The organism is Qipengyuania sp. RANM35, assembly GCF_041021145.2.
Classification (GTDB): Bacteria; Pseudomonadota; Alphaproteobacteria; order Sphingomonadales; family Sphingomonadaceae; genus Qipengyuania; species Qipengyuania soli.
Window position 1 is genome coordinate 415,810 of record NZ_CM196433.1, and the last position, 17,923, is coordinate 433,732.

20 protein-coding genes are annotated in these 17,923 nt (G+C 64.9%); 14 read left to right on the forward strand and 6 right to left on the reverse strand.

Annotated elements, in window-relative coordinates; translation table 11 throughout:
• Window positions 1-53: 53 nt before the first annotated feature.
• The gene (locus RAM60_RS02020) at window positions 54-1,442 is read right to left on the reverse strand and encodes a leucyl aminopeptidase family protein (RefSeq protein ID WP_369025792.1); all 1,389 of its coding nucleotides are present in this window, start codon (window positions 1,440-1,442) and stop codon (window positions 54-56) included.
• A 45-nt stretch (window positions 1,443-1,487) separates the two neighbouring features.
• Between RAM60_RS02020 and RAM60_RS02025 the strand changes: the two genes are divergently transcribed.
• Both RAM60_RS02025 and map read left to right on the forward strand, forming a co-directional pair.
• Window positions 1,488-2,300 carry a DUF3298 and DUF4163 domain-containing protein gene (locus RAM60_RS02025; protein ID WP_369025791.1) on the forward strand — a complete coding sequence of 271 codons (813 nt, stop codon included), beginning with the start codon at window positions 1,488-1,490 and terminating at the stop codon, window positions 2,298-2,300.
• A 40-nt stretch (window positions 2,301-2,340) separates the two neighbouring features.
• Window positions 2,341-3,168 carry a type I methionyl aminopeptidase gene (gene map / locus RAM60_RS02030; protein WP_369025790.1) on the forward strand — a complete coding sequence of 276 codons (828 nt, stop codon included), beginning with the start codon at window positions 2,341-2,343 and terminating at the stop codon, window positions 3,166-3,168.
• Here the strand turns inward: map and RAM60_RS02035 are convergent.
• From RAM60_RS02035 to ccmA, 3 genes are all read right to left on the reverse strand, one after another.
• Window positions 3,162-3,773, reverse strand: a complete 612-nt coding sequence (locus RAM60_RS02035; protein ID WP_369025789.1) for a DnaJ domain-containing protein — start codon at window positions 3,771-3,773, stop codon at window positions 3,162-3,164. The genes map and RAM60_RS02035 overlap by 7 nt on opposite strands.
• Before the next feature lie 142 nt (window positions 3,774-3,915).
• A complete protein-coding gene (locus tag RAM60_RS02040; protein ID WP_369025788.1) occupies window positions 3,916-4,578 on the reverse strand; it encodes a heme exporter protein CcmB in 663 nt (220 codons plus the stop codon).
• On the reverse strand, window positions 4,575-5,147 hold the full coding sequence (gene ccmA / locus RAM60_RS02045; protein ID WP_369025787.1) for a heme ABC exporter ATP-binding protein CcmA: 573 nt from the start codon (window positions 5,145-5,147) through the stop codon (window positions 4,575-4,577). The genes RAM60_RS02040 and ccmA overlap by 4 nt, the downstream gene beginning before the upstream one ends.
• Before the next feature lie 125 nt (window positions 5,148-5,272).
• On the opposite strand from ccmA, the gene RAM60_RS02050 reads away from it, so the two are divergent.
• Together RAM60_RS02050 and RAM60_RS02055 are read left to right on the forward strand one after the other, a co-directional pair.
• Window positions 5,273-6,601 carry an APC family permease gene (locus RAM60_RS02050; protein ID WP_369025786.1) on the forward strand — a complete coding sequence of 443 codons (1,329 nt, stop codon included), beginning with the start codon at window positions 5,273-5,275 and terminating at the stop codon, window positions 6,599-6,601.
• Window positions 6,598-6,891: a 4a-hydroxytetrahydrobiopterin dehydratase gene (locus tag RAM60_RS02055; RefSeq protein ID WP_369025785.1), complete on the forward strand. Its 294-nt coding sequence runs from the start codon at window positions 6,598-6,600 to the stop codon at window positions 6,889-6,891. The genes RAM60_RS02050 and RAM60_RS02055 overlap by 4 nt, the downstream gene beginning before the upstream one ends.
• On the opposite strand, the gene RAM60_RS02060 is transcribed toward RAM60_RS02055, so the two are convergent.
• Both RAM60_RS02060 and RAM60_RS02065 read right to left on the reverse strand, forming a co-directional pair.
• Window positions 6,888-7,694: an SDR family oxidoreductase gene (locus tag RAM60_RS02060; protein WP_369025784.1), complete on the reverse strand. Its 807-nt coding sequence runs from the start codon at window positions 7,692-7,694 to the stop codon at window positions 6,888-6,890. The genes RAM60_RS02055 and RAM60_RS02060 overlap by 4 nt on opposite strands.
• 26 nt (window positions 7,695-7,720) lie before the next feature.
• Window positions 7,721-8,338, reverse strand: a complete 618-nt coding sequence (locus RAM60_RS02065; RefSeq protein ID WP_369025783.1) for a DNA-3-methyladenine glycosylase family protein — start codon at window positions 8,336-8,338, stop codon at window positions 7,721-7,723.
• 90 nt (window positions 8,339-8,428) lie between these two features.
• Between RAM60_RS02065 and RAM60_RS02070 the strand changes: the two genes are divergently transcribed.
• The 10 genes from RAM60_RS02070 (at window position 8,429) to RAM60_RS02115 (ending at window position 17,908) form a co-directional block, all read left to right on the forward strand.
• Window positions 8,429-8,746 carry a 2Fe-2S iron-sulfur cluster-binding protein gene (locus RAM60_RS02070; RefSeq protein ID WP_200982704.1) on the forward strand — a complete coding sequence of 106 codons (318 nt, stop codon included), beginning with the start codon at window positions 8,429-8,431 and terminating at the stop codon, window positions 8,744-8,746.
• Window positions 8,747-8,788: 42 nt separating this feature from the next.
• On the forward strand, window positions 8,789-9,805 hold the full coding sequence (locus tag RAM60_RS02075) for a cysteine synthase A (RefSeq protein ID WP_369025782.1): 1,017 nt from the start codon (window positions 8,789-8,791) through the stop codon (window positions 9,803-9,805).
• Between the two features lie 51 nt (window positions 9,806-9,856).
• Entirely contained in the window at window positions 9,857-10,186 is a 330-nt protein-coding gene (locus tag RAM60_RS02080) for a hypothetical protein (protein WP_510640077.1), read from the forward strand.
• 1 nt (window position 10,187) lies between these two features.
• Window positions 10,188-10,910: a motility-associated ABC transporter substrate-binding family protein gene (locus RAM60_RS02085; RefSeq protein WP_369025780.1), complete on the forward strand. Its 723-nt coding sequence runs from the start codon at window positions 10,188-10,190 to the stop codon at window positions 10,908-10,910.
• Between the two features lie 349 nt (window positions 10,911-11,259).
• Complete coding sequence (locus RAM60_RS02090; RefSeq protein WP_369025779.1) at window positions 11,260-11,757, forward strand: division/cell wall cluster transcriptional repressor MraZ; 498 nt, start codon at window positions 11,260-11,262, stop codon at window positions 11,755-11,757.
• Window positions 11,754-12,692, forward strand: a complete 939-nt coding sequence (rsmH, locus tag RAM60_RS02095; protein WP_369025778.1) for a 16S rRNA (cytosine(1402)-N(4))-methyltransferase RsmH — start codon at window positions 11,754-11,756, stop codon at window positions 12,690-12,692. The genes RAM60_RS02090 and rsmH overlap by 4 nt, the downstream gene beginning before the upstream one ends.
• Window positions 12,689-13,207: a hypothetical protein gene (locus RAM60_RS02100; protein ID WP_369025777.1), complete on the forward strand. Its 519-nt coding sequence runs from the start codon at window positions 12,689-12,691 to the stop codon at window positions 13,205-13,207. Before rsmH ends, RAM60_RS02100 begins: the two co-directional genes overlap by 4 nt.
• Window positions 13,208-13,269: 62 nt before the next feature.
• Window positions 13,270-14,973: a peptidoglycan D,D-transpeptidase FtsI family protein gene (locus RAM60_RS02105; RefSeq protein ID WP_369025776.1), complete on the forward strand. Its 1,704-nt coding sequence runs from the start codon at window positions 13,270-13,272 to the stop codon at window positions 14,971-14,973.
• A complete protein-coding gene (locus RAM60_RS02110) occupies window positions 14,970-16,445 on the forward strand; it encodes a UDP-N-acetylmuramoyl-L-alanyl-D-glutamate--2,6-diaminopimelate ligase (RefSeq protein ID WP_369025775.1) in 1,476 nt (491 codons plus the stop codon). Before RAM60_RS02105 ends, RAM60_RS02110 begins: the two co-directional genes overlap by 4 nt.
• Complete coding sequence (locus RAM60_RS02115) at window positions 16,442-17,908, forward strand: UDP-N-acetylmuramoyl-tripeptide--D-alanyl-D-alanine ligase (protein ID WP_369025774.1); 1,467 nt, start codon at window positions 16,442-16,444, stop codon at window positions 17,906-17,908. Before RAM60_RS02110 ends, RAM60_RS02115 begins: the two co-directional genes overlap by 4 nt.
• Window positions 17,909-17,923: the final 15 nt, after the last annotated feature.

The following is a 17,923-nucleotide window of genomic DNA, read 5'->3' on the forward strand; positions in this document are numbered from 1 at the left end:
CGGTTGCGGGCGCTTAACCCCAAGGGCGGATTCCCGCAAGGCGCGCGCGCGGCTTATGCCGAACCGAAACGTTTTTGCAGCATGTGCCATGCAGCGCGCAGGCCATAGGCATCGCCGCCCTTGGGCCTGCCGGGCTTGCCTACCGGACGCCATGCAAAGGTGTCGAAATGCGCCCAGTCGATGCCTTCGCCGACGAACTTGTCGAGGAACAGGCCCGCCACGCTTGCCCCGGCAAAGCCGTTGGTGTGCGAGTTGTTGAGGTCGGCGATGTCGGAGGACAGCCATTCCCGATAGGCTTCGGGCAGGGGCAGGCGCCAGGGTTGGTCGTCGCTCGCCTTGCCCGCCGCGATGAGTTCCTCGGCAGTTTCGTCGCGCCGGGTCATCAGCGCCGGATAATCGGGACCAAGTGCCACACGCGCCGCGCCGGTCAGTGTGGCGAAATCGATGATCAGCTCGGGCTTCTCCTCGCTGGCACGTTGCAGCGCGTCGCCGAGGATCAGGCGACCTTCGGCATCAGTATTGCCGATCTCGACGGTCAGTCCCTTGCGCGTCTTGAGCACGTCGCCAGGGCGGAAGGCATTGCCGCTGATTGCATTCTCGACCGCCGGGACGAGCAGGTGCAGGCGAACCCTCAGCTTTGCCCCCATGACGAGGCCTGCAAGGGCGATGGCGTGGGCAGCCCCACCCATGTCCTTCTTCATCAGCAGCATGCCGCTCGCAGGCTTGATGTCGAGGCCGCCGGAATCGAATGCGACGCCCTTGCCGACGATGGCCAGGACCGGATCGCCTTCCTTGCCCCAGGTCAGGTGCATGATCCGCGGTGCATGGGTGCGGGCCGCGGCACGCCCGACTGCGTGGACCATCGGGTATTCGCGTTCGAGCGCATCGCCCTTTGTCACGCTGAGCTTGGCCGAATGCGCCTTGGCGAGCTTCTCGCACTGCGCCTCGAGCGCCTCGGGTCCCATATCCTCGGCTGGCGTATTGACGAGGTCGCGGACAAGGCTGACGGCCTTTGCCTCGGCAATCGCGGCATCGATCCTGCCAGCCTCCTTGGTCAGGAGGACGCGCGGACCGACCGGGCGCTCGGGCTTCTTGTAGCGGTCGAAAACGTATTGAGCCGTCTGCCAGCCGTGGAGGGCGGGGCCGGGTTCGCCATCGACGCGGCGGTAGGTTCCCTCCGGCAGGACTTCGGCCAGCTTGGCGAGGCACCAGCTCGACAGGTTGTCCGGGTTCGCCACGCCGCCCACGGCAAAGAAACCGTCGCCATCCGGCACGATGCCGACCTGGTAGCCACCGCCGTCGAATTTCTGCGCCGCCAGGGCCGCGCGCTGGCCCGCCGATAGTTTCTTGACCCAATCGGCAAAGCCGTCGCGATTGACGAGGTGGATGGCTGTCGCTTCCTGGCCCTTGTCGGGCTGGATTAGCGGCGTCTTGTCGGCCATATCGGCGAAGTCCCTCTTTCAACGATTTCCATGGAGGAAACCGGCATGCGAGCGTCCCTGTTCCTGATTTCGCTGGCTCTGTCGAGTGCCGCCTGCAGCGATGCTACCGAGTTTGCCGAGGACGCCGGGGTCAAGGAGGAGGCCGTATCGACCCCGGCGACAGCCCAGGCGAAGGCCGCCGCTGGCGGTGCGAATGCCATCTCCAAGGAAACGGAGCAGTATCAGTTCGCCTACGCCTGGCCTGAAGAAGCCGGGCGACACGACAAGCTGGCCGCATTCCTCCAGGAGGACGCCGATCACATGCAGGGCGAACTGGCCAAGGAAGCGGCAGAGGACTGGAAGGGTGCCGAAGGACAGGACTGGACCCCGCGCCAGCACAGTGCATCGCTGGAATGGAAAGTCGTCACCGACACGCCGCGTTTCCTATCGCTGTCCGGCCATCTCGCCACCTACTCGGGCGGCGCGCACGGGATGTACGGCGTGGAATCGCTCGTGTGGGACAAGAAGGCGGACGACGGGATGGATGCCAAGGTCCTGTTCCAGTCACCGACCAGGCTCGAAACCGCTCTCGGGGCGGAGCTTTGCGCCAAGCTCAACAAGGAGCGCGAGAAGCGCAGGGGCATCAGGGTCGACCCGAACAGCGGTGACTCGTTCGACAATTGCCCGGGCCTCGACGAGGCGACGGTGCTGGTGGGCTCCTCGACCGGCAAGACGCTCGACCGTCTGACGATCTACTTCGGCCCCTATGTCGCCGGTCCCTATGCGGAAGGCGATTTCGAGCTCGATTTCCCGGTGACCGCCGCCGTTCTGGATGCGGTGAAGCCCGAATATGCGAGCGGTTTCAGCATCAAGCGCTGACGGCCTCGCAATTCGACGCTGCAATCGCTATGTGGCGCGCATGACCGAATACCAGGTGATCGACAACGACACGGCCGTTTATCGCGACGGCACCATCAAGCTCCACGGGCCGGAAGGCTTCGAGGGGATGCGCAAGGCCGGCCGCCTTGCCGCCGAAATCCTCGACGAGCTGACCACTTTCGTGCAGCCGGGGGTGACCACGGGCCAGATCGACGATCTGGTGCGGACGATGACGCTCGATGCGGGCGCGGTCCCGGCGACGATGGGCTATCGCGGCTATGCGCACAGCTGCTGCACCTCGATCAACCATGTGATCTGTCACGGCATCCCCTCGGACAAAGCGCTGAAGGACGGCGACATCGTCAATATCGACGTGACCCCGCTGCTCGACGGCTGGCACGGCGATACCAGCCGGATGTATTTCGTCGGCGATGTATCGCTCAAGGCGCGCAAGCTGGTCGACGTGACCTACGAATGCCTCATGCTCGGTATCGAGGCGGCATCGAAGCCGGGTGCTCGGCTGGGCGACATCGGCGCCGTTATCGAGGCGCATGCCCGCCAGCATCGTTATGGCGTGGTGCAGGAGTTCTGCGGCCACGGCCTCGGTCGCCTGTTCCACGATGCGCCCGAAGTCATCCATGCCGCCCGCGCAGGGACCGGCCCGGAGCTCAAGCCCGGCATGTTCTTCACCATCGAGCCGATGATCAATCTCGGTCGTCCGCATGCCAAGATCCTCGGCGACGGCTGGACCGCGGTGACGCGCGACAAGTCGCTTTCGGCCCAGTTCGAGCACTCGATCGGCATTACCGAGAACGGCGTCGAGATCTTCACCGAAAGTCCGAAGGGGCTGCACCAGCCGCCCTACTGATCGGGTGCGGGCTCCGCGGGAGTCGTTGTCCGGTCCTGCCATGACTGATCGCTGATGAAGCGGCCTCGCTCGGCCTCGCGGCTCATGGCGATGACGTGGTCCACCCCCTCGATGGTGATTTCGAAAGTCCCGTGCTCGGTTGCGCGGATGAGGCCCTTCGACTTCAGATACCACGCATGGAAGTCGAACGTGTCGTCCGAACAGTCGATCAGCTCCTGGATATAGAAGCCGATCACGCCCGGATCGCGCGGCTTCTCGCGCCGCCGCTTGTAGAGGAACTGCAGGATCTTCTCGTGCGCCGAAGCGTCTTCGGAGGCCGTGCGCTCGTCGATGCGCAGGTCGCCTTCCTCGACCTCCTCGAACACCGCATCCTTGTGGTGTGTGCGGTATTCGCGGTCGTATTCGGCACGCGATTCCGGATCGCGCAGTACGCGATAGGCCTCGATGATCTCCTGGAACTTGTCCACGTCCGCAGTCTGCGTGTGGTCCGGGTGATACATCTGCGCGAAGTAGCGATAGGCCTTTTCGAGCATTTTCGCATCGCAGGTCGGCGACACCTGCAGCAGCGCATAGAAATCGGTAAAGCTGTGACTCTCGTCGTTCATCAAGGCCTCGCCGTGTGACCGGTGGGACGACCGGTTCATGCTTCCACTTTCGGTTGCGACGCCATCGGGCGAGAGTACCTTTGCCTTGTTATTGGCCTTTGTTTTCGTGGCAACGCGGCAATTGTCAAAGGAAATGGCGGAATTAGCTCTCCCGTGCAGACCTGATCGCTGCCCCCGCTGCAAAAGGAGCAAGAGCGCACAGGCCGAGGCTGATTGCTGCGGTAAGGATAATGGCACTGTCGTCAGGACGCGCCAGCGCTCCTGCACCAAAGATCAGGATCGGCACGGCAAGCGGGATGACCATCAGTCCTGCCAACGCGGCACCACCGCGAAGTGTGGCGGTGAGCGCAGCGACGGCAAGGCCCACTGCTGCAAGTCCGGGCGTGCCTGCCAGCAGCCCCCACAGGACCGTGCGCGTGGTCTCTCCCGTTAGGCCCAGCAGGGCGGCTGCGGGCAGGGTTGCCAACAGCAGAAGGGGCGCAAAGGCGAGCCAGTGGGCGAGGAGCCGGACGAACATCGCCAGCTCTTCCGAAACGCCGCGCAGGTGCAACTGGTCGAACACTCCCGCTTCGAGGTCGCTCGCTACCAGCTGCTCGAGCGGGAGGATCGCCGCAAGCAGCGCCGCGACCCAGATCACGCCGCCGCCGGTGCGGGCAAGCATCTGCGGTTCGGGACCGACGGCGAAGGGGTAGAGCATGGCGACGGCGAGGAAGAACAGCAAAGGCAGGATGCTCCCGCCACCCGAACCCCCGGGCAGGAGGTTGCGCAAGTCGCGCCGAAGGAGGGCAACAAAGGCGCGCGTCATGCGGCAAATTCCGAAAGGTCGAGGACACGCATTCCGTCCAGGGGGAAAGGCTGGTGCGATGCCAGGACGCAGATTCCGTCGGCGCGGCAATGGCCTTCGACCATGGCACCGACCATCGATACGCCTCTCTCGTCGAGACCGTTAAGCGGTTCGTCCAGCAGCCAGATGTCGGCATTCTGCGCACTTAGCCGGGCCAGTGCAGCACGCTTGCGTTGGCCGGTCGAGAGATAACGAACCGGAACGTCGAGCAGGTCCTCGAGGTAGGAGGGAACGTTGGTCGGCGGGGTTGCATCGAGCGCACGCCAGAAGCCCAGCGACTTGCCGAGCGGCAGCATGGTGTCGAGGGCGGAGCGCTCGTCGAGCAGCCCGACCTGGCCTTCGCGCTGGACCGTGCCCGCGAAAGGGCGGAGCAGGCCTGCAAGGATGCGCAGCAGGCTCGACTTGCCGATCCCGTTCGCGCCGGTGACGTGGACGACCTCGCGCGGCCGCAACTCCAGCGAGACGCCTCGGAACAGCAAGCGCTCGCCGCGGCGGCAGGCGAGATCGGTCGCGGATAGGCGGGGTGTCATGGGTAACAGGCTCTAGGGGCTCGTTCGCCGGTGGCCAAGTATCCGCTTGGGCTTGTCAACCGGACCAAGCGGACCGACAAGGCCGGCATGGCCAGGTTCGGCCGCTTGGGGGAAGGGGAACGGGAATGTCCGACAAGGGTCACCTCTTGCGCGTGTTGGGGGTGGTCTTCGGACTCGCCGCCGTGGTCGGCAGCGTTGTCGGTCAGGGCATCTTGCGAGCGCCCGGCATCGCCGCACAGGCAAGCGAAAGCGGGACCGTCCTGATCGGGCTCTGGTTCCTGGGTGGAGCACTCTCGCTCCTCGCCGCGCTACCTTATGCGGAACTGGGCGCCGCACTGCCGAGTGCCGGCGGGATCGTCACCTTTACCGAGCGCGCTTTCGGCAAGGGGGCAAGCGTGCTGGCATCCTATTCCATGTTGCTCATGCTCATTTCCGCGCTCGCAAATGTGGCCTTCGTGGCGGGCGAACTGCTGGTCCGGCTGGGCGTCGGCGGAGGAGAAATCGGACCGGGAGCGATCGCGACGGCAACGCTTGCGGTGTTCTTCGCCATCAATGCCATGGGAACGCGCATCAGTGGCGGGGCACAGATCGCGTTTTCCGCCTTCAAGGGCGCGGTGCTGGCGATCTTCGTGGTCATCCTCTTTGCGCAGCCTGGTGCACCCGCCGTTGCGGGTGAAGCGAGCATCGCGCCACAGGGCCTGCTCGGCTACGCGACCGCCATGCTGGTCATCATCGGCGCCTACAACGGCTGGGGCGATGTCGTCTTCTATGGCGAGGAGATCGAAGATCCGGCGCGCGCCCTGCCGCGGGCGCTGTTCGGCGGGATCATTGCCATCACGGTGCTCTACACCGCCGTGAACATGGCGATACTCCATGTCCTCACCCCTCAGCAGATGGCAGCGTCCGACTTCGCTGCAGGAGACGCCGCCGCCGGGATTTTCGGGCAAGCGGGCGACACTGTCTTCACGATCTTCGGCGTGGTTTCGATCGCGGCCATCTGCAGTCTCATGACCATGACCGTCAGCCGTATCGCCTATGCCTCGGCGCGTGTGGGTCTGCTCCCTCCCGCCTTGGAACGCGTCGCCGCGAACGGCACGCCGATCAATGCGATGGTCCTGGTGGTGCTGGGCGCAGCCGCATTCCTCTGGTCGGGCAGTTATCTGACGCTGGCGTCGACCAGCACGGCCTTGTCACAGGTCATGATCCTGCTTTTCGCCTTGTGCTCGTGGCAGCTGTATCGTCGCGAACCTGACCTGCCGCGCCCGTTCCGCGTGCCTTTCTTCAAGTCCGTGATGGCGCTTGTGATCCTGTTCGACGCCGCCCTGCTGGTCGTCTTCGTGTGGCAGGATCCGGCCAATTCGCTGCTCGGATTTGCTCTGGTCGCGGCGCTCGCCGCTGGCTACTGGCTCGTCCGTCGAATGGCCGGCAGCAAGCCGATTCAGGAACAGCAATGACCGTCGAACAACTGACCGAAGAAGAACGCGCCACTTGGCTGAGCGCACTGCCGCAGTGGTCGCTGTCCCGCGACGGCGCGGCGATCGAACGCAAGTTCGAGTTTGCCGACTTCTCCGAAGCCTTCGCCTTCATGACCCGCGTGGCGATGATCGCCGAAACGCGCGACCATCACCCCGAGTGGTTCAACGTCTACAACCGGGTCGAGATCACCCTGACCACGCACGACGCGGGCGGATTGTCGCTCCGCGACGTGAAGATGGCGCGCAAGATCGACGCGCTGGTGGCCTAACGGCCCAGCGGGCTGACGCCGGCGCGCATCTGTTTGCGGACGCGCCCCGGCATCCAGCGCAGTGCAAAGCCGAGCTGGCGGGTGGACTTGCCGATGAGGTGGTGGAGCTGGTCGGAATGCACCGCATCCCATGCGGCCTGCGCCACATCGGCAACCGGCAGGACTTCGGATTTCTGTTCGACCACGGTCTGCCGGATCAGCTCGTTCGACCCGCGATTGGGGGCCTTGTCGAGCAGCGGCGTGTCGACGAAAATCGGGCACAGGTCGGTGACCTTGATGCCTTCCTCGGCCCATTCGGCATCGAGGCTTTCGGTGATGCTGCGCACGCCTGCCTTCGAGGCGCAATAGACGCTCACGCCGCCGACGCCGTGGACACCCGCCGCGCTCGCAATGTTGAGCAGGCATGACCCCGGCGCGGTTTTCGCGAGGTAGGGATGCGCCGCCTGCGCGCCGAAGAGGACTCCCTTCAGATTGATGTCGAGGCAGTTCTCGATATCCTCGATCGACATGTCTGCCAGGGGGCCGCCAACCGGAATTCCGGCGTTGTTGACAACAACGTCGATGCGGCCGCCCGCGGCCGTCGCAAAGCCGTCGAGCGCCTCGTCCCATTGCCCGCGGTCGCGCACGTCGAGCCTGTGCATGAAGGTGAAGCCGTTGCCGATCAACGAGAGCGTCTCGCGCATGCCTGCCTCGTCGATATCGCCGACGCCGACGAACCAGCCTTCGGACGCAAACTTGCGGGCGATGGCGCGGCCGATGCCCGAACCGCCGCCAGTGATGAAGATTGCCTTGCGCGTGCTCATGTCTCTCTCCCTACCCCTATGCCGCTTCAGAGCGCGGCGTTGTTATATGTGTGCCAGGTGAAGATGGCCATGGCCCCGCGATAGGGCCGCCATTTGTCGCCCAGAGCGCGGGTTTCCTTCTCGTTCGGCCTGGCAGGCAGTTCGAGCAACCGGCCCACCGCCTCTTGCACGGCGAGGTCGCCGGCGGGCCAGATATCCTGCCGTCCCTCGGCGAAGAGCAGGTAGATTTCCGCCGACCAGCGTCCGATTCCCTTGATACGGGTTAGTTCGGCGATGGCTTCCTCGTCATCCTCGGGCAGGTCGTCGAATGCGAGTTCGCCGCTGGCGACCAGTTCGCACAGGGACCGGGCATAGCCCTGCTTCTGGCGCGACAGGCCGCATGCGCGCAGCGTGTCGAAGTCGCGCGCGAGCAATTCGTGGGCGTGCATGTCCTCCCCCAGTTCGGCCTCGAGCTTGTTCCACACAGATGCCGCGGCAGCGACACTGACCTGCTGTCCGACGATGGTGCGCAGCAGCGTCTTGTAGCCGGTCGGGCGGATCCGCTCCTCGGGATAGCCGCAGCGCTCGATCGCAGCGGCGACGACCTTGTCGTTCGCGGCGACGGCATCGAGATGGTCGCGCAATTGCGTGTTTGTCAGTCCCATGCCGCTCGCGCTTGCCTTCCCGCCCGTGATTGAATAGCAGCCGCTCGCATAGGGTCGGCCAGTGGCCCTTTGCAACCGAGGAAAGACGCAATGCCCAAACTGATCGTCACCACCCGCGAAGGCGAGACTTCGGAAATCGACGTCGCCGACGGCCTGACCGTGATGGAAGCGATCCGCGACAACGGCTTCGACGAGCTGCTTGCGCTGTGTGGTGGCTGCTGCTCGTGCGCGACCTGTCACGTACACGTCGATCCCGAGTTCAAGGACAAGCTCCCGACGATGAGCGAGGACGAGGACGACCTGCTCGAATCCACCGACCACCGGACCGAGAATTCGCGCCTGTCGTGCCAGATCCCGTTCACCGCCGATCTCGACGGCATGAAGGTTACTATCGCGCCTGAAGATTGATGTTGTTTGCCGGTTAAGGTTGTCGCGCCTAACTGGCACGGCATGATTGCAAGCAAAGTGACCGGGCAGACGCTCGACCTCATCGGCAATACGCCGCTCGTCCGCCTTGCCGGACCCAGCGCGGAAGCCGGATGCGACATCTACGGCAAGTGCGAATTCGCCAACCCCGGGGCCTCCGTCAAGGATCGCGCCGCGCTCTACATCATCCGTGATGCAGAGGCGCGCGGCGAACTGAAGCCGGGCGGCACGGTGGTCGAAGGGACCGCAGGCAACACCGGTATCGGCATCGCGCTCGTCGCGAATGCGCTGGGCTATCGCACCATCATCGTCATGCCGGACAACCAGAGCCGGGAGAAAATGGCGACCTTGCGCGCACTCGGCGCCGAACTGGTCACTGTCCCGCCGACGAAATACGCCGACTGCAACCACTTCCAGCATGTCTCGCGCCGCATGGCTGGCGAGATCGACGGGGCGATCTGGGCCGGGCAGTTCGACAACACTGCCAACCGCAAGGCGCATATCGAAGGCACGGCGAAGGAATTGTGGGAGCAGATGGGTGGCCGGATCGACGGCTTTACCTGCGCGGCGGGTACCGGCGGCACGATTGCCGGCGTCGGCATGGGCCTCAAGGAATTCGATGAGAACGTCGTCATCGCGCTGACCGACCCTCACGGCGCGGCGCTCTACAATTACTACGCCAATGGCGAGCTGAAGGCCGAAGGCTCCTCGGTTGCAGAGGGCATCGGGCAGGGCCGCATCACCGGCAATCTCGAAGGTGCGCCGATCGACACGCAGTTCCGTATCTCGGACGAGGAAGGCCTCAACTGGGTCGCCCGCCTGCTGCGCGAGGAAGGCCTGTGCCTCGGCCTGTCGAGCGGGATAAACGTCGCCGGCGCCATCGCGCTGGGCAAGCAGCTGGTCGCCGAAGGGCGCGAAAATCCGCAGGTCGCGACCATCCTCTGCGACACCGGCTTCCGCTACCTGTCTACTCTATACAATGCCGAGTGGCTGCAGTCGAAGGGCTTGCCCGTCTTCGACTGGTTGCAGCCGCAAGATTGACCTGTCGGGCTGCAGGAGCCTAATCTCGTGCGAATGGCGCAGTTTTTCGACATGAGCCGCAAGCCCCCGGTGGGCGAGCTCCCCGAGATTTCTCCCGGTAGCGCGCAGCGTGCGCGAACCGTTCAGCGGCTCCAGATCGGAGTAACGGGAGTGGTGCTGATGATCGTGCTCGTCGGCCTTGCCAGCCTGGTCGAGAACAGCGCCTCGCAGATCGACGCGACGGCTGTTCCAGAAGCGGCGCCGACCACCGAACCGACCTCCACGCAACAGCAGAACGACCCGCTCGTCGAAGCGGGCGTCGTACCGGACCTTCCTGCACCGCAAGCGACGACCCCCGCCGGGCCGTCGGGACAGGGCGAAGCAGGACAGGTTGCGAACTAGTTTGATTTTCCTTGCCGCGCTGTTCCTGTCCGCGTGCAGCGCGGGACAGGCGGACCAGCGCGTGGCGGACCGGCCAGGCGTCGGGCTCTTCACCAGCTTGCCGATCTACTGGGGCGAGAGCGACAATATAAACGCGATCCTCGATGGCAGCGGTAAACCCGATTGGGTACGCGAACTGGTCGAACATCGCTTCGCCATCCAACCGCTTGATGCGCTTGAGCCGGACACGCTTGCGGGGACGAAGCGCCTTATCATGGCGCAGCCGCGCCCGCTTGCTCCGTCCGAAAACCTCGCACTCGACGAGTGGGTTCGCGAGGGCGGGCGTCTGCTGGTCTTCGCCGACCCCATGCTGACGCGGCACAGCAATTTCGCCATTGGGGACAAGCGTCGCCAGCAGGACGTGGTCGTGCTCTCCCCGATCCTTACGCGCTGGGGCCTCGAACTCTTCTTCGATGACGAACAGGCCGAAGGCGAGCGCTGGGTGAAGGCATATGATGGCGAGTTCCCCGTGAACCTGCCCGGCCAGTTCCGCCTGCGATCAGCTGGCGGGGAAGACGAGTGCATCGTCTCGGAGACCGGCCTCCTCGCGCAGTGCCAGGTCGGGAAAGGCCGGGTGACCTTGCTCGCCGATGCGGCCGTCCTCGACTGGGAAGGCGAGGGCGAGGTTCCGGCCAAGCGCACCGGCGCGCTCGACTCGCTGGTCGCGGCCTCGCTCGACTACTGATCCACGGGAAAACACGGGACAGGCCGGAATCGCGTCCGGAGTCGCGCCTGCGACTCCGCAGAATTCCGTGCATTTCCAGATATCTCGGTAAGATTTTGGTAAGCAGTTCGAGCTTGTAGTGAGAAAAAATAGTTAGATAAATCAGTGATATACGGGCTTATCCCGTGAAATCCCGCAATTTTCCCTTTCTTCCCCGGCCTTCCCGCGATAAATCAAGGGGACATCGGACAAAGCCGACTAGATGCGCACAGCCGAATGGCGTCGCAGCTTGCCCGTTTGCGCGGGCGGCAGGGGGGAAGTCTTGTCCGTTGGGGAGCTATTTCGAACTCGTATTCGGGACTTGGGGCAAGTGTCATTCGGAGGGTACAGCGGTCAGGCCTATTCGCCCGCGGGCGACAAGGGCCGCTTTGTGCTTCCGCCCCTCTTCCGCAAGGCCGTGAAGGATAGCAGCGACGGTCGCGTCCTGTGCCTGATGAAGCACCCCAAGTGGAATTGCCTCGTTGGCTTCGGCCTCAGCCGCAAGCAGGAACTCGACGCCCAGCTCGATCGTGAAGAAGAGTTGGCAGCCCGCCTCGGCAACGAATTCGACCGCGACACCCGCGCGATGCAGCTCTTCGGTTTCCAGGAAATGCCGTTCGATGACAGCGGTCGTTTCGTGATGCCCGATCACCTGCGTACGCTCGCCAACATCGACGAAGGCCTCTACTTCCAGGGCGGCGGTCGCTTCTTCACCCTGTGGAACCCCGAAGAACTCGCCAAGATGGGCGACGACTGGGCTGGCGCGAAGGCGGCCTGCGAAAGCTTCCTCGCCGAAGCGAAAGGCAAATCGAAGGGTGCGGGCAAATGACCGACGCCCCGCACATCCCCGTTCTTCTCGACGAAGTGATCGAGGCGCTCGACCCGCAGCCGGGCGACGTTCTCATCGACGCCACCTTCGGTGCCGGCGGCTATACCCGCGCGCTTCTTGAGCGCGGCGCGACGGTGCACGCCTTCGATCGGGACCCCGATGCCATTTCGTCGGGTCGCAACTGGCGCGAGACGGGGGAAAACCCGCCGCGCCTTATTCTCCATCCGCACCGTTTCTCGGAAATGCTCGACGTCATGACGTCGGCGGGCGTCTCTCGAGTCGACGGTGTGGTAATGGATATCGGTGTGTCCTCGATGCAGCTTGACCAGGCTCATCGCGGTTTTGCTTTCTCTGCGGACGGCCCGCTCGACATGCGAATGAGCCAGGATGGCGAGAGTGCGGCCGATTTCCTCAATTCCGCCGATGAAAAGGCAATTGCCGACGTCCTCTACAACTATGGCGAGGAGCGCCAGTCGCGCCGCGTCGCACGCGCCATCGTGGCGGCCCGTCCGCTGTCGACCACGGGCGAGCTGGCGCGTGTGGTCCGCAAGGCGCTCGGCTTCAAGCCGCACGACAAGAAAGACCCGGCCACCCGTACTTTCCAGGCCATCCGCATCCATGTGAACGGCGAGCTCGACGAACTGTCCCAAGCACTGTCGGCTGCCGAACACCTGCTGAAGGAAGGGGGCCGCCTTGCGGTGGTCAGCTTCCACAGCCTCGAAGACCGGATCGTCAAGCGCTTCCTGCGCGAGGCATCCTCAACCCCGAGCGCCTCGCGTCACGTCCCAATGGCGGCGCAGGACGATCCGGTCTTTTTTCGAGTCAGTAAGGCGATCAAGCCCACCGAAGCAGAGATCGCCCGCAATCCGCGCGCCCGCTCCTCGGTCCTCCGTTACGCGACACGCACGGCAACTCCGGCGAGGGAGGCGGCATGATGGTCACGGGTTCACGCATTCGCCAGATCGGCTGGGCTGTCGTTCTCGGCACGTGCTTCGCAATGCTCCTCGCGCTCACCTTCAAGGTCAATGCGGTCAAGAGCGATGTGCGCCTCACCGAACGTGCGATCATCGCGGCGCAGCAGGAACGGCTGATGCTGGAAACCGAATTCCAGACCCGCGCCAGCCAGCACCAGCTGTCCGACTGGAATGCGGTCGAATTCGGATATGGCGCGCCGCGCGCCGACCAGTATCTCGAGAGCGAGACCCAGCTGGCCGCGCTTGGCAGTCCGCGCGGCATCGGCGCGCCATCGCCGGTTCGCGTGGCCCTGAACCGTCCGGAACGCGAAGGCGCCGAGGATGAAAGCCTGCTGTCGGGCTGGATTGCGGCATCGCAGCCGACCCTGCCTTCGGCCGGTCATCCGGCGCAGCGTGAACTGGCCGCGACCGGCCTTGCCGAACGTCTTTCCAACCCCGTCGGTCCCATCGCCAAGGTCGCCGAGGTGTCGCAGTGAATGCCTTTTCCGGCTTCGGTCCCGCCATTGCCGCGGGTCGGAGCGGGCACGGTGCAGTCAGCATGGCGGTCGCTTCGGGACGAGTTCAGCTTGTCACCGTTCGCCAGCGCACGCTTACCATGGCGCGCTGGCGCGTGCTGTGGATCACCATGGCATTCGCCTTCATCGCTCTCCTCGCGATCGTGCGCATCCTCTACCTGGGTGCGTCCGACCAGGGGCTGCGCGCCACTTCATTTGCCGATGCCCTGCTGCCGCCGCGCGGGGAGATCGTCGACCGCAACGGCGTGCCGCTGGCGCGCGCGTTTCCCGCATATGCACTCTGGTTCAACCCCAAGGCTTTGGGGGAAGATGGCGACCCGCTGGTCAGGAGCCCTGAAGAAGTCGCAAACAAGCTGAAGGCCATCTTCCCCGATCTCGATGAAAAGAAGCTCGCCGCGCAGTTCGCAGCCGGCAAGCAGGGATACATTCGCCGTCGCGTACTGCCCGAAGAGGCGAACCGGGTGCAAGAAATCGGCGAGCTGGCGCTCGAAATGCCGATGGAGAACGACCGCCATTATCCGCAGGGATCGATGGCAGCGCACGTGCTCGGATACGTTGCCGCCGACGGCAAGGGTCGCGTCGGTATGGAGCAGGTGCTCGACGACAAGCTCTCCAACCCCGCCACGCGGGGAACGCCGGTGCCGTTGTCGATCGATGTGCGCGTGCAGGGAGCGCTGGAAGACGAACTGGCCCGCGGCATGAAGCTCAACCAGGCGCAGGGTGCCGCCGGTATCGTCCTCGACGTCGATACGGGCGAAATCCTCGCGCTCGCTTCATTGCCCGAATTCGACCCGAACAAGATCGATGCGCGCGGGCAAAGCCTGATGTTCAACCGCGTCACCAACCAGGTCTACGAACTGGGTTCGACCTTCAAGCCGATCACGGTGGCAGCTGCCCTCGATGCCGGCGTGATCCGCGATCTTGGCAAGCGCTACGACGCCTCGCCGGTCAAGGTCGGTCGCTTCACCATCAGCGACAGCCACAATCTTGGTTCCTCGCTCAATCCCATCGAGACGCTGATCCATTCGTCGAACACCGTTAGCGCGCGCATCGCCGACCAGCTCGGCCCGGAACGCATGCGCCGTACGATGATGGACCTCGGCATGAACGAGCGGCCCTATATCGAAATTCCGGCACGCGGCTTTCCCCTCTGGCCGGGCAAGAAATGGCCGCGCCTGACCAACATGACGGTCGGCTTCGGCCACAGCATCGCGGTGACCCCGCTGCACCTGGCATCGGCCTATGCGGCGCTGGTGAACGGCGGCATCTGGCGTCCGGCGACGCTCCACAAGCTTGGGCCCGGTGAAGCACCCAAGGGCCGCCGCGTGTTCAAGCAGTCGACCTCCAGCCGGATGCGCCAGCTGCTCCGCACGATTGCGGTCTACGGCACCGGACGCAATGCCAACGCCCCCGGCTATCGTGTTGGCGGCAAGACCGGTTCGGCCGAGAAACCGGGTGCGGGCGGGTACAAGAAGTCCGCCATCGTCTCGACCTTTGCCGCGGCATTCCCGATGGACAAGCCGCGCTATGTCATCATCGCCATGCTCGATGAGCCCAAGGGCACCGTCGCCTCCAGCTTCCAGCGCACCGCCGCGTGGAACGCTGCACCCATCGTCGGTCGCCTCGTCCCGCGCATCGGACCGCTGATCGGCGTGCGTCCCGACGATACCCGCGACGTAGATATCTCGGACATCAAGCCGCTTATTCCGGAGGCGGCTTCGGAATGAAACTCTCCAGGTTGACCGCGGCGGCAGGGGTTGCCGGCATCGACAGCGATGCCGAGGTGACCGGTTTCGCCATCGACAACCGCAAGGTCGCGCCCGGCACCGTGTTCGGCGCGTTCCAGGGCACGCAGGTCAATGGCGAGGACTTCATTCCCGCCGCAGTGGATGCCGGGGCCATTGCCGTGGTCGCCCGTCATGGGGTGCAGGTGACGGGCGCTGTCCACATTGCCAGCGACAATCCGCGCAAGACCTTTGCCCAGCTCGCCGCGCGCTTCTTCACCCCGGTGCCGGAGCACATTGTCGCGGTGACCGGCACCAACGGCAAGACCTCGACCGCCGAGATGACGCGCCAGATCTGGCGCATGGCGGGCGAGCGGGCGGCCAGCATCGGCACGCTCGGCGTGACCACGCCAGACGGCAGCGTATCGACCGGGCTGACGACTCCCGACATCGTGACATTCCTCTCCAACATGAGCGGCCTCGCGCGCGAGGGTGTGACCCACGTCGCCTACGAGGCATCGAGCCACGGCCTTTCCCAATACCGGAACGAAGGCCTCAAGGTCGAAGCCGCCGCCTTTACCAATTTCAGCCGCGACCACCTCGACTACCACGCCGATATGGAGGACTATTTCTCCGCCAAAATGCGGCTGTTCGACGAGGTCGTGGCCGATGACGCCACGGCAGTCGTGTGGCTGGGTGCGGACGGTAGCGAGTGGAACCTTCGCGTCCTCGACCATGCGAAACGCCGCGGATTGAAGGTCATGACCGTGGGCGAAGCGGGCGAAGACATCCGCCTGACCAGCCGCGAGCCGACCCAGCTTGGCCAGGTCCTCACAGTCGATCACGCCGGACAGACGCGCAAGATCACCCTGCCGCTCATCGGTGCCTACCAGGTTTCGAACGCGCTCTGCGCCGCAGGGCTGGCACTGGCGAGCGGAACCGATACCGGACTCGTCTGGGATGCCGTGGCTCGGCTTCAGCCGGTCCGTGGGCGGCTCGAACGCGCCGTCATCGCGCCCTCGGGTGCGCCGGTTTACGTCGATTATGCCCACACGCCCGACGCTGTCGAGGCAGCCATTGCGGCGCTGCGTCCCCACGTCACCGGGCGGCTCATCACGGTTCTGGGTGCAGGCGGTGACCGCGATCATGGCAAGCGCGCGCCGATGGGCGAGGCAGCGGCCAAGGCGAGCGATCTCGTGATCGTGACGGATGACAATCCGCGCGGCGAGGATCCTGCGGAAATCCGCAAAGCGGTGCTTGCAGGGGCGCCGAATGCCCGCGAAGTGGGCGACCGTCGCGAAGCCATCTGTGCAGCCATCGCCGAAGCGCACGAGGACGACATCGTCCTCGTCGCCGGCAAGGGACACGAAACGGGTCAGATAATCGGGTCGGGAGAAACCATGCGGGTACTGCCCTTCGACGACGTCGAGGTCGCACGCGAATGCGCGGCGGCCATTGCCAGAGGTGATGCATGAGCGCTGCGATCCTGCGCCACCCGGCCTATGTAAGCTGGCCTGCGGACCCGCGCGACCGCCTGCCGCTGACCCTGTGGTCGGCAATGGATATTGCCAAAGCTGTGGGCGGCACCGCCAGCCATGATTTCCAGGTCGCCGGTGTCGAAATGGACAGCCGCGATGTCGTCAACGGGGACCTCTTCGTCGCGCTCAAGGGCGAGGCGATGGACGGCCACCGCTTCCTCGACAAGGCATTCGCCAATGGCGCTGCCGGAGCGCTGGTCGACCGGCCCGTGGACTGGCCGCACATCCTCGTCGAGGACACCACCGCCGCATTGAAGGCGCTCGCCCGCGCCGCACGCGAACGGACTGCGGCAAAGATCATCGGTGTGACCGGATCGGTCGGCAAGACGGGCGTGAAGGAAGCCATCTTCGCCAGCCTCGAGCGTGCGAGCCGCGGGGCCGCACACCGCTCTATCCGCAGCTACAACAACCATGTCGGCGTGCCTTTGAGCCTTGCGCGGATGCCTGCGCGGAGCCGCTTCGGCGTTTTCGAAATGGGCATGAACAATGCCGGCGAGATCGAGGGACTGACCACGCAGGTCCGCCCGCATGTCGCAGTCATCACGACCATCGCGCCCGCGCACATCGAGAACCTTGGTTCGATGGAGGCCATCGCCGACGCCAAGGCCGAGATCTTCCTCGGCCTCGAGCCTGGCGGCGTCGCGATCATCCCGGCCGACAGCCCCTATTTCGAGCGCCTTGAGGCCTCGGCCCGCAAGCTCGGTGTCAGGATCGTCAGCTTCGGCAAGGCCCGCCATGCCGACATGCGCCTGCTCGATGCCATTCCCAGCGCCAATGGCGGTAGCCTGGTGACCTGCGAATTCCCCGGCGGACGGCTGTGCTATACCGTCGCCGAGCCGGGCGAACACTGGGTGATGAACTCTCTCGCCGTCATGGCTGCGGTGCGCGCTGCCGGTGGCGACATGGCCGCGGCCGGTCTGGCGCTGGCCGAAATGGGCGGCCTCAAGGGTCGCGGCGCGCGCCATGGCATCGACGTTCCGGGCGGCAAGGCGCTGCTGATCGACGAGAGTTACAATGCCAATCCCGCAAGCATGCGTGCCACGCTCGCGCAACTGGGTGCGACGCCATCGGGCCGCCGCATTGCCGTTCTCGGCGCCATGAAGGAACTGGGCGACTTCGGTCCGCAGTTCCACGCCGCACTGGCCGAACCGGTCGTCGCAGCCGATGTGGACTATGCTCTGCTTGTCGGCGACGAGATGGGCGCCCTCGCGCGCGAACTGGGGAAAGCCCAGAGCAGCGTGCTTGGCAAGCCCATTGCCTGGGCGCATTGCCGTAACACAGACGAGGCGATCGAATTGCTCGAGGATTTCGGCATCGTCGCTGGCGATGCCGTGCTGGTAAAGGGCTCGAATTCGGTGGGCCTCGGACGGCTCGTGGAACACTTCACTCGCGTCCGCTGACGCAAAGAGGCTCGA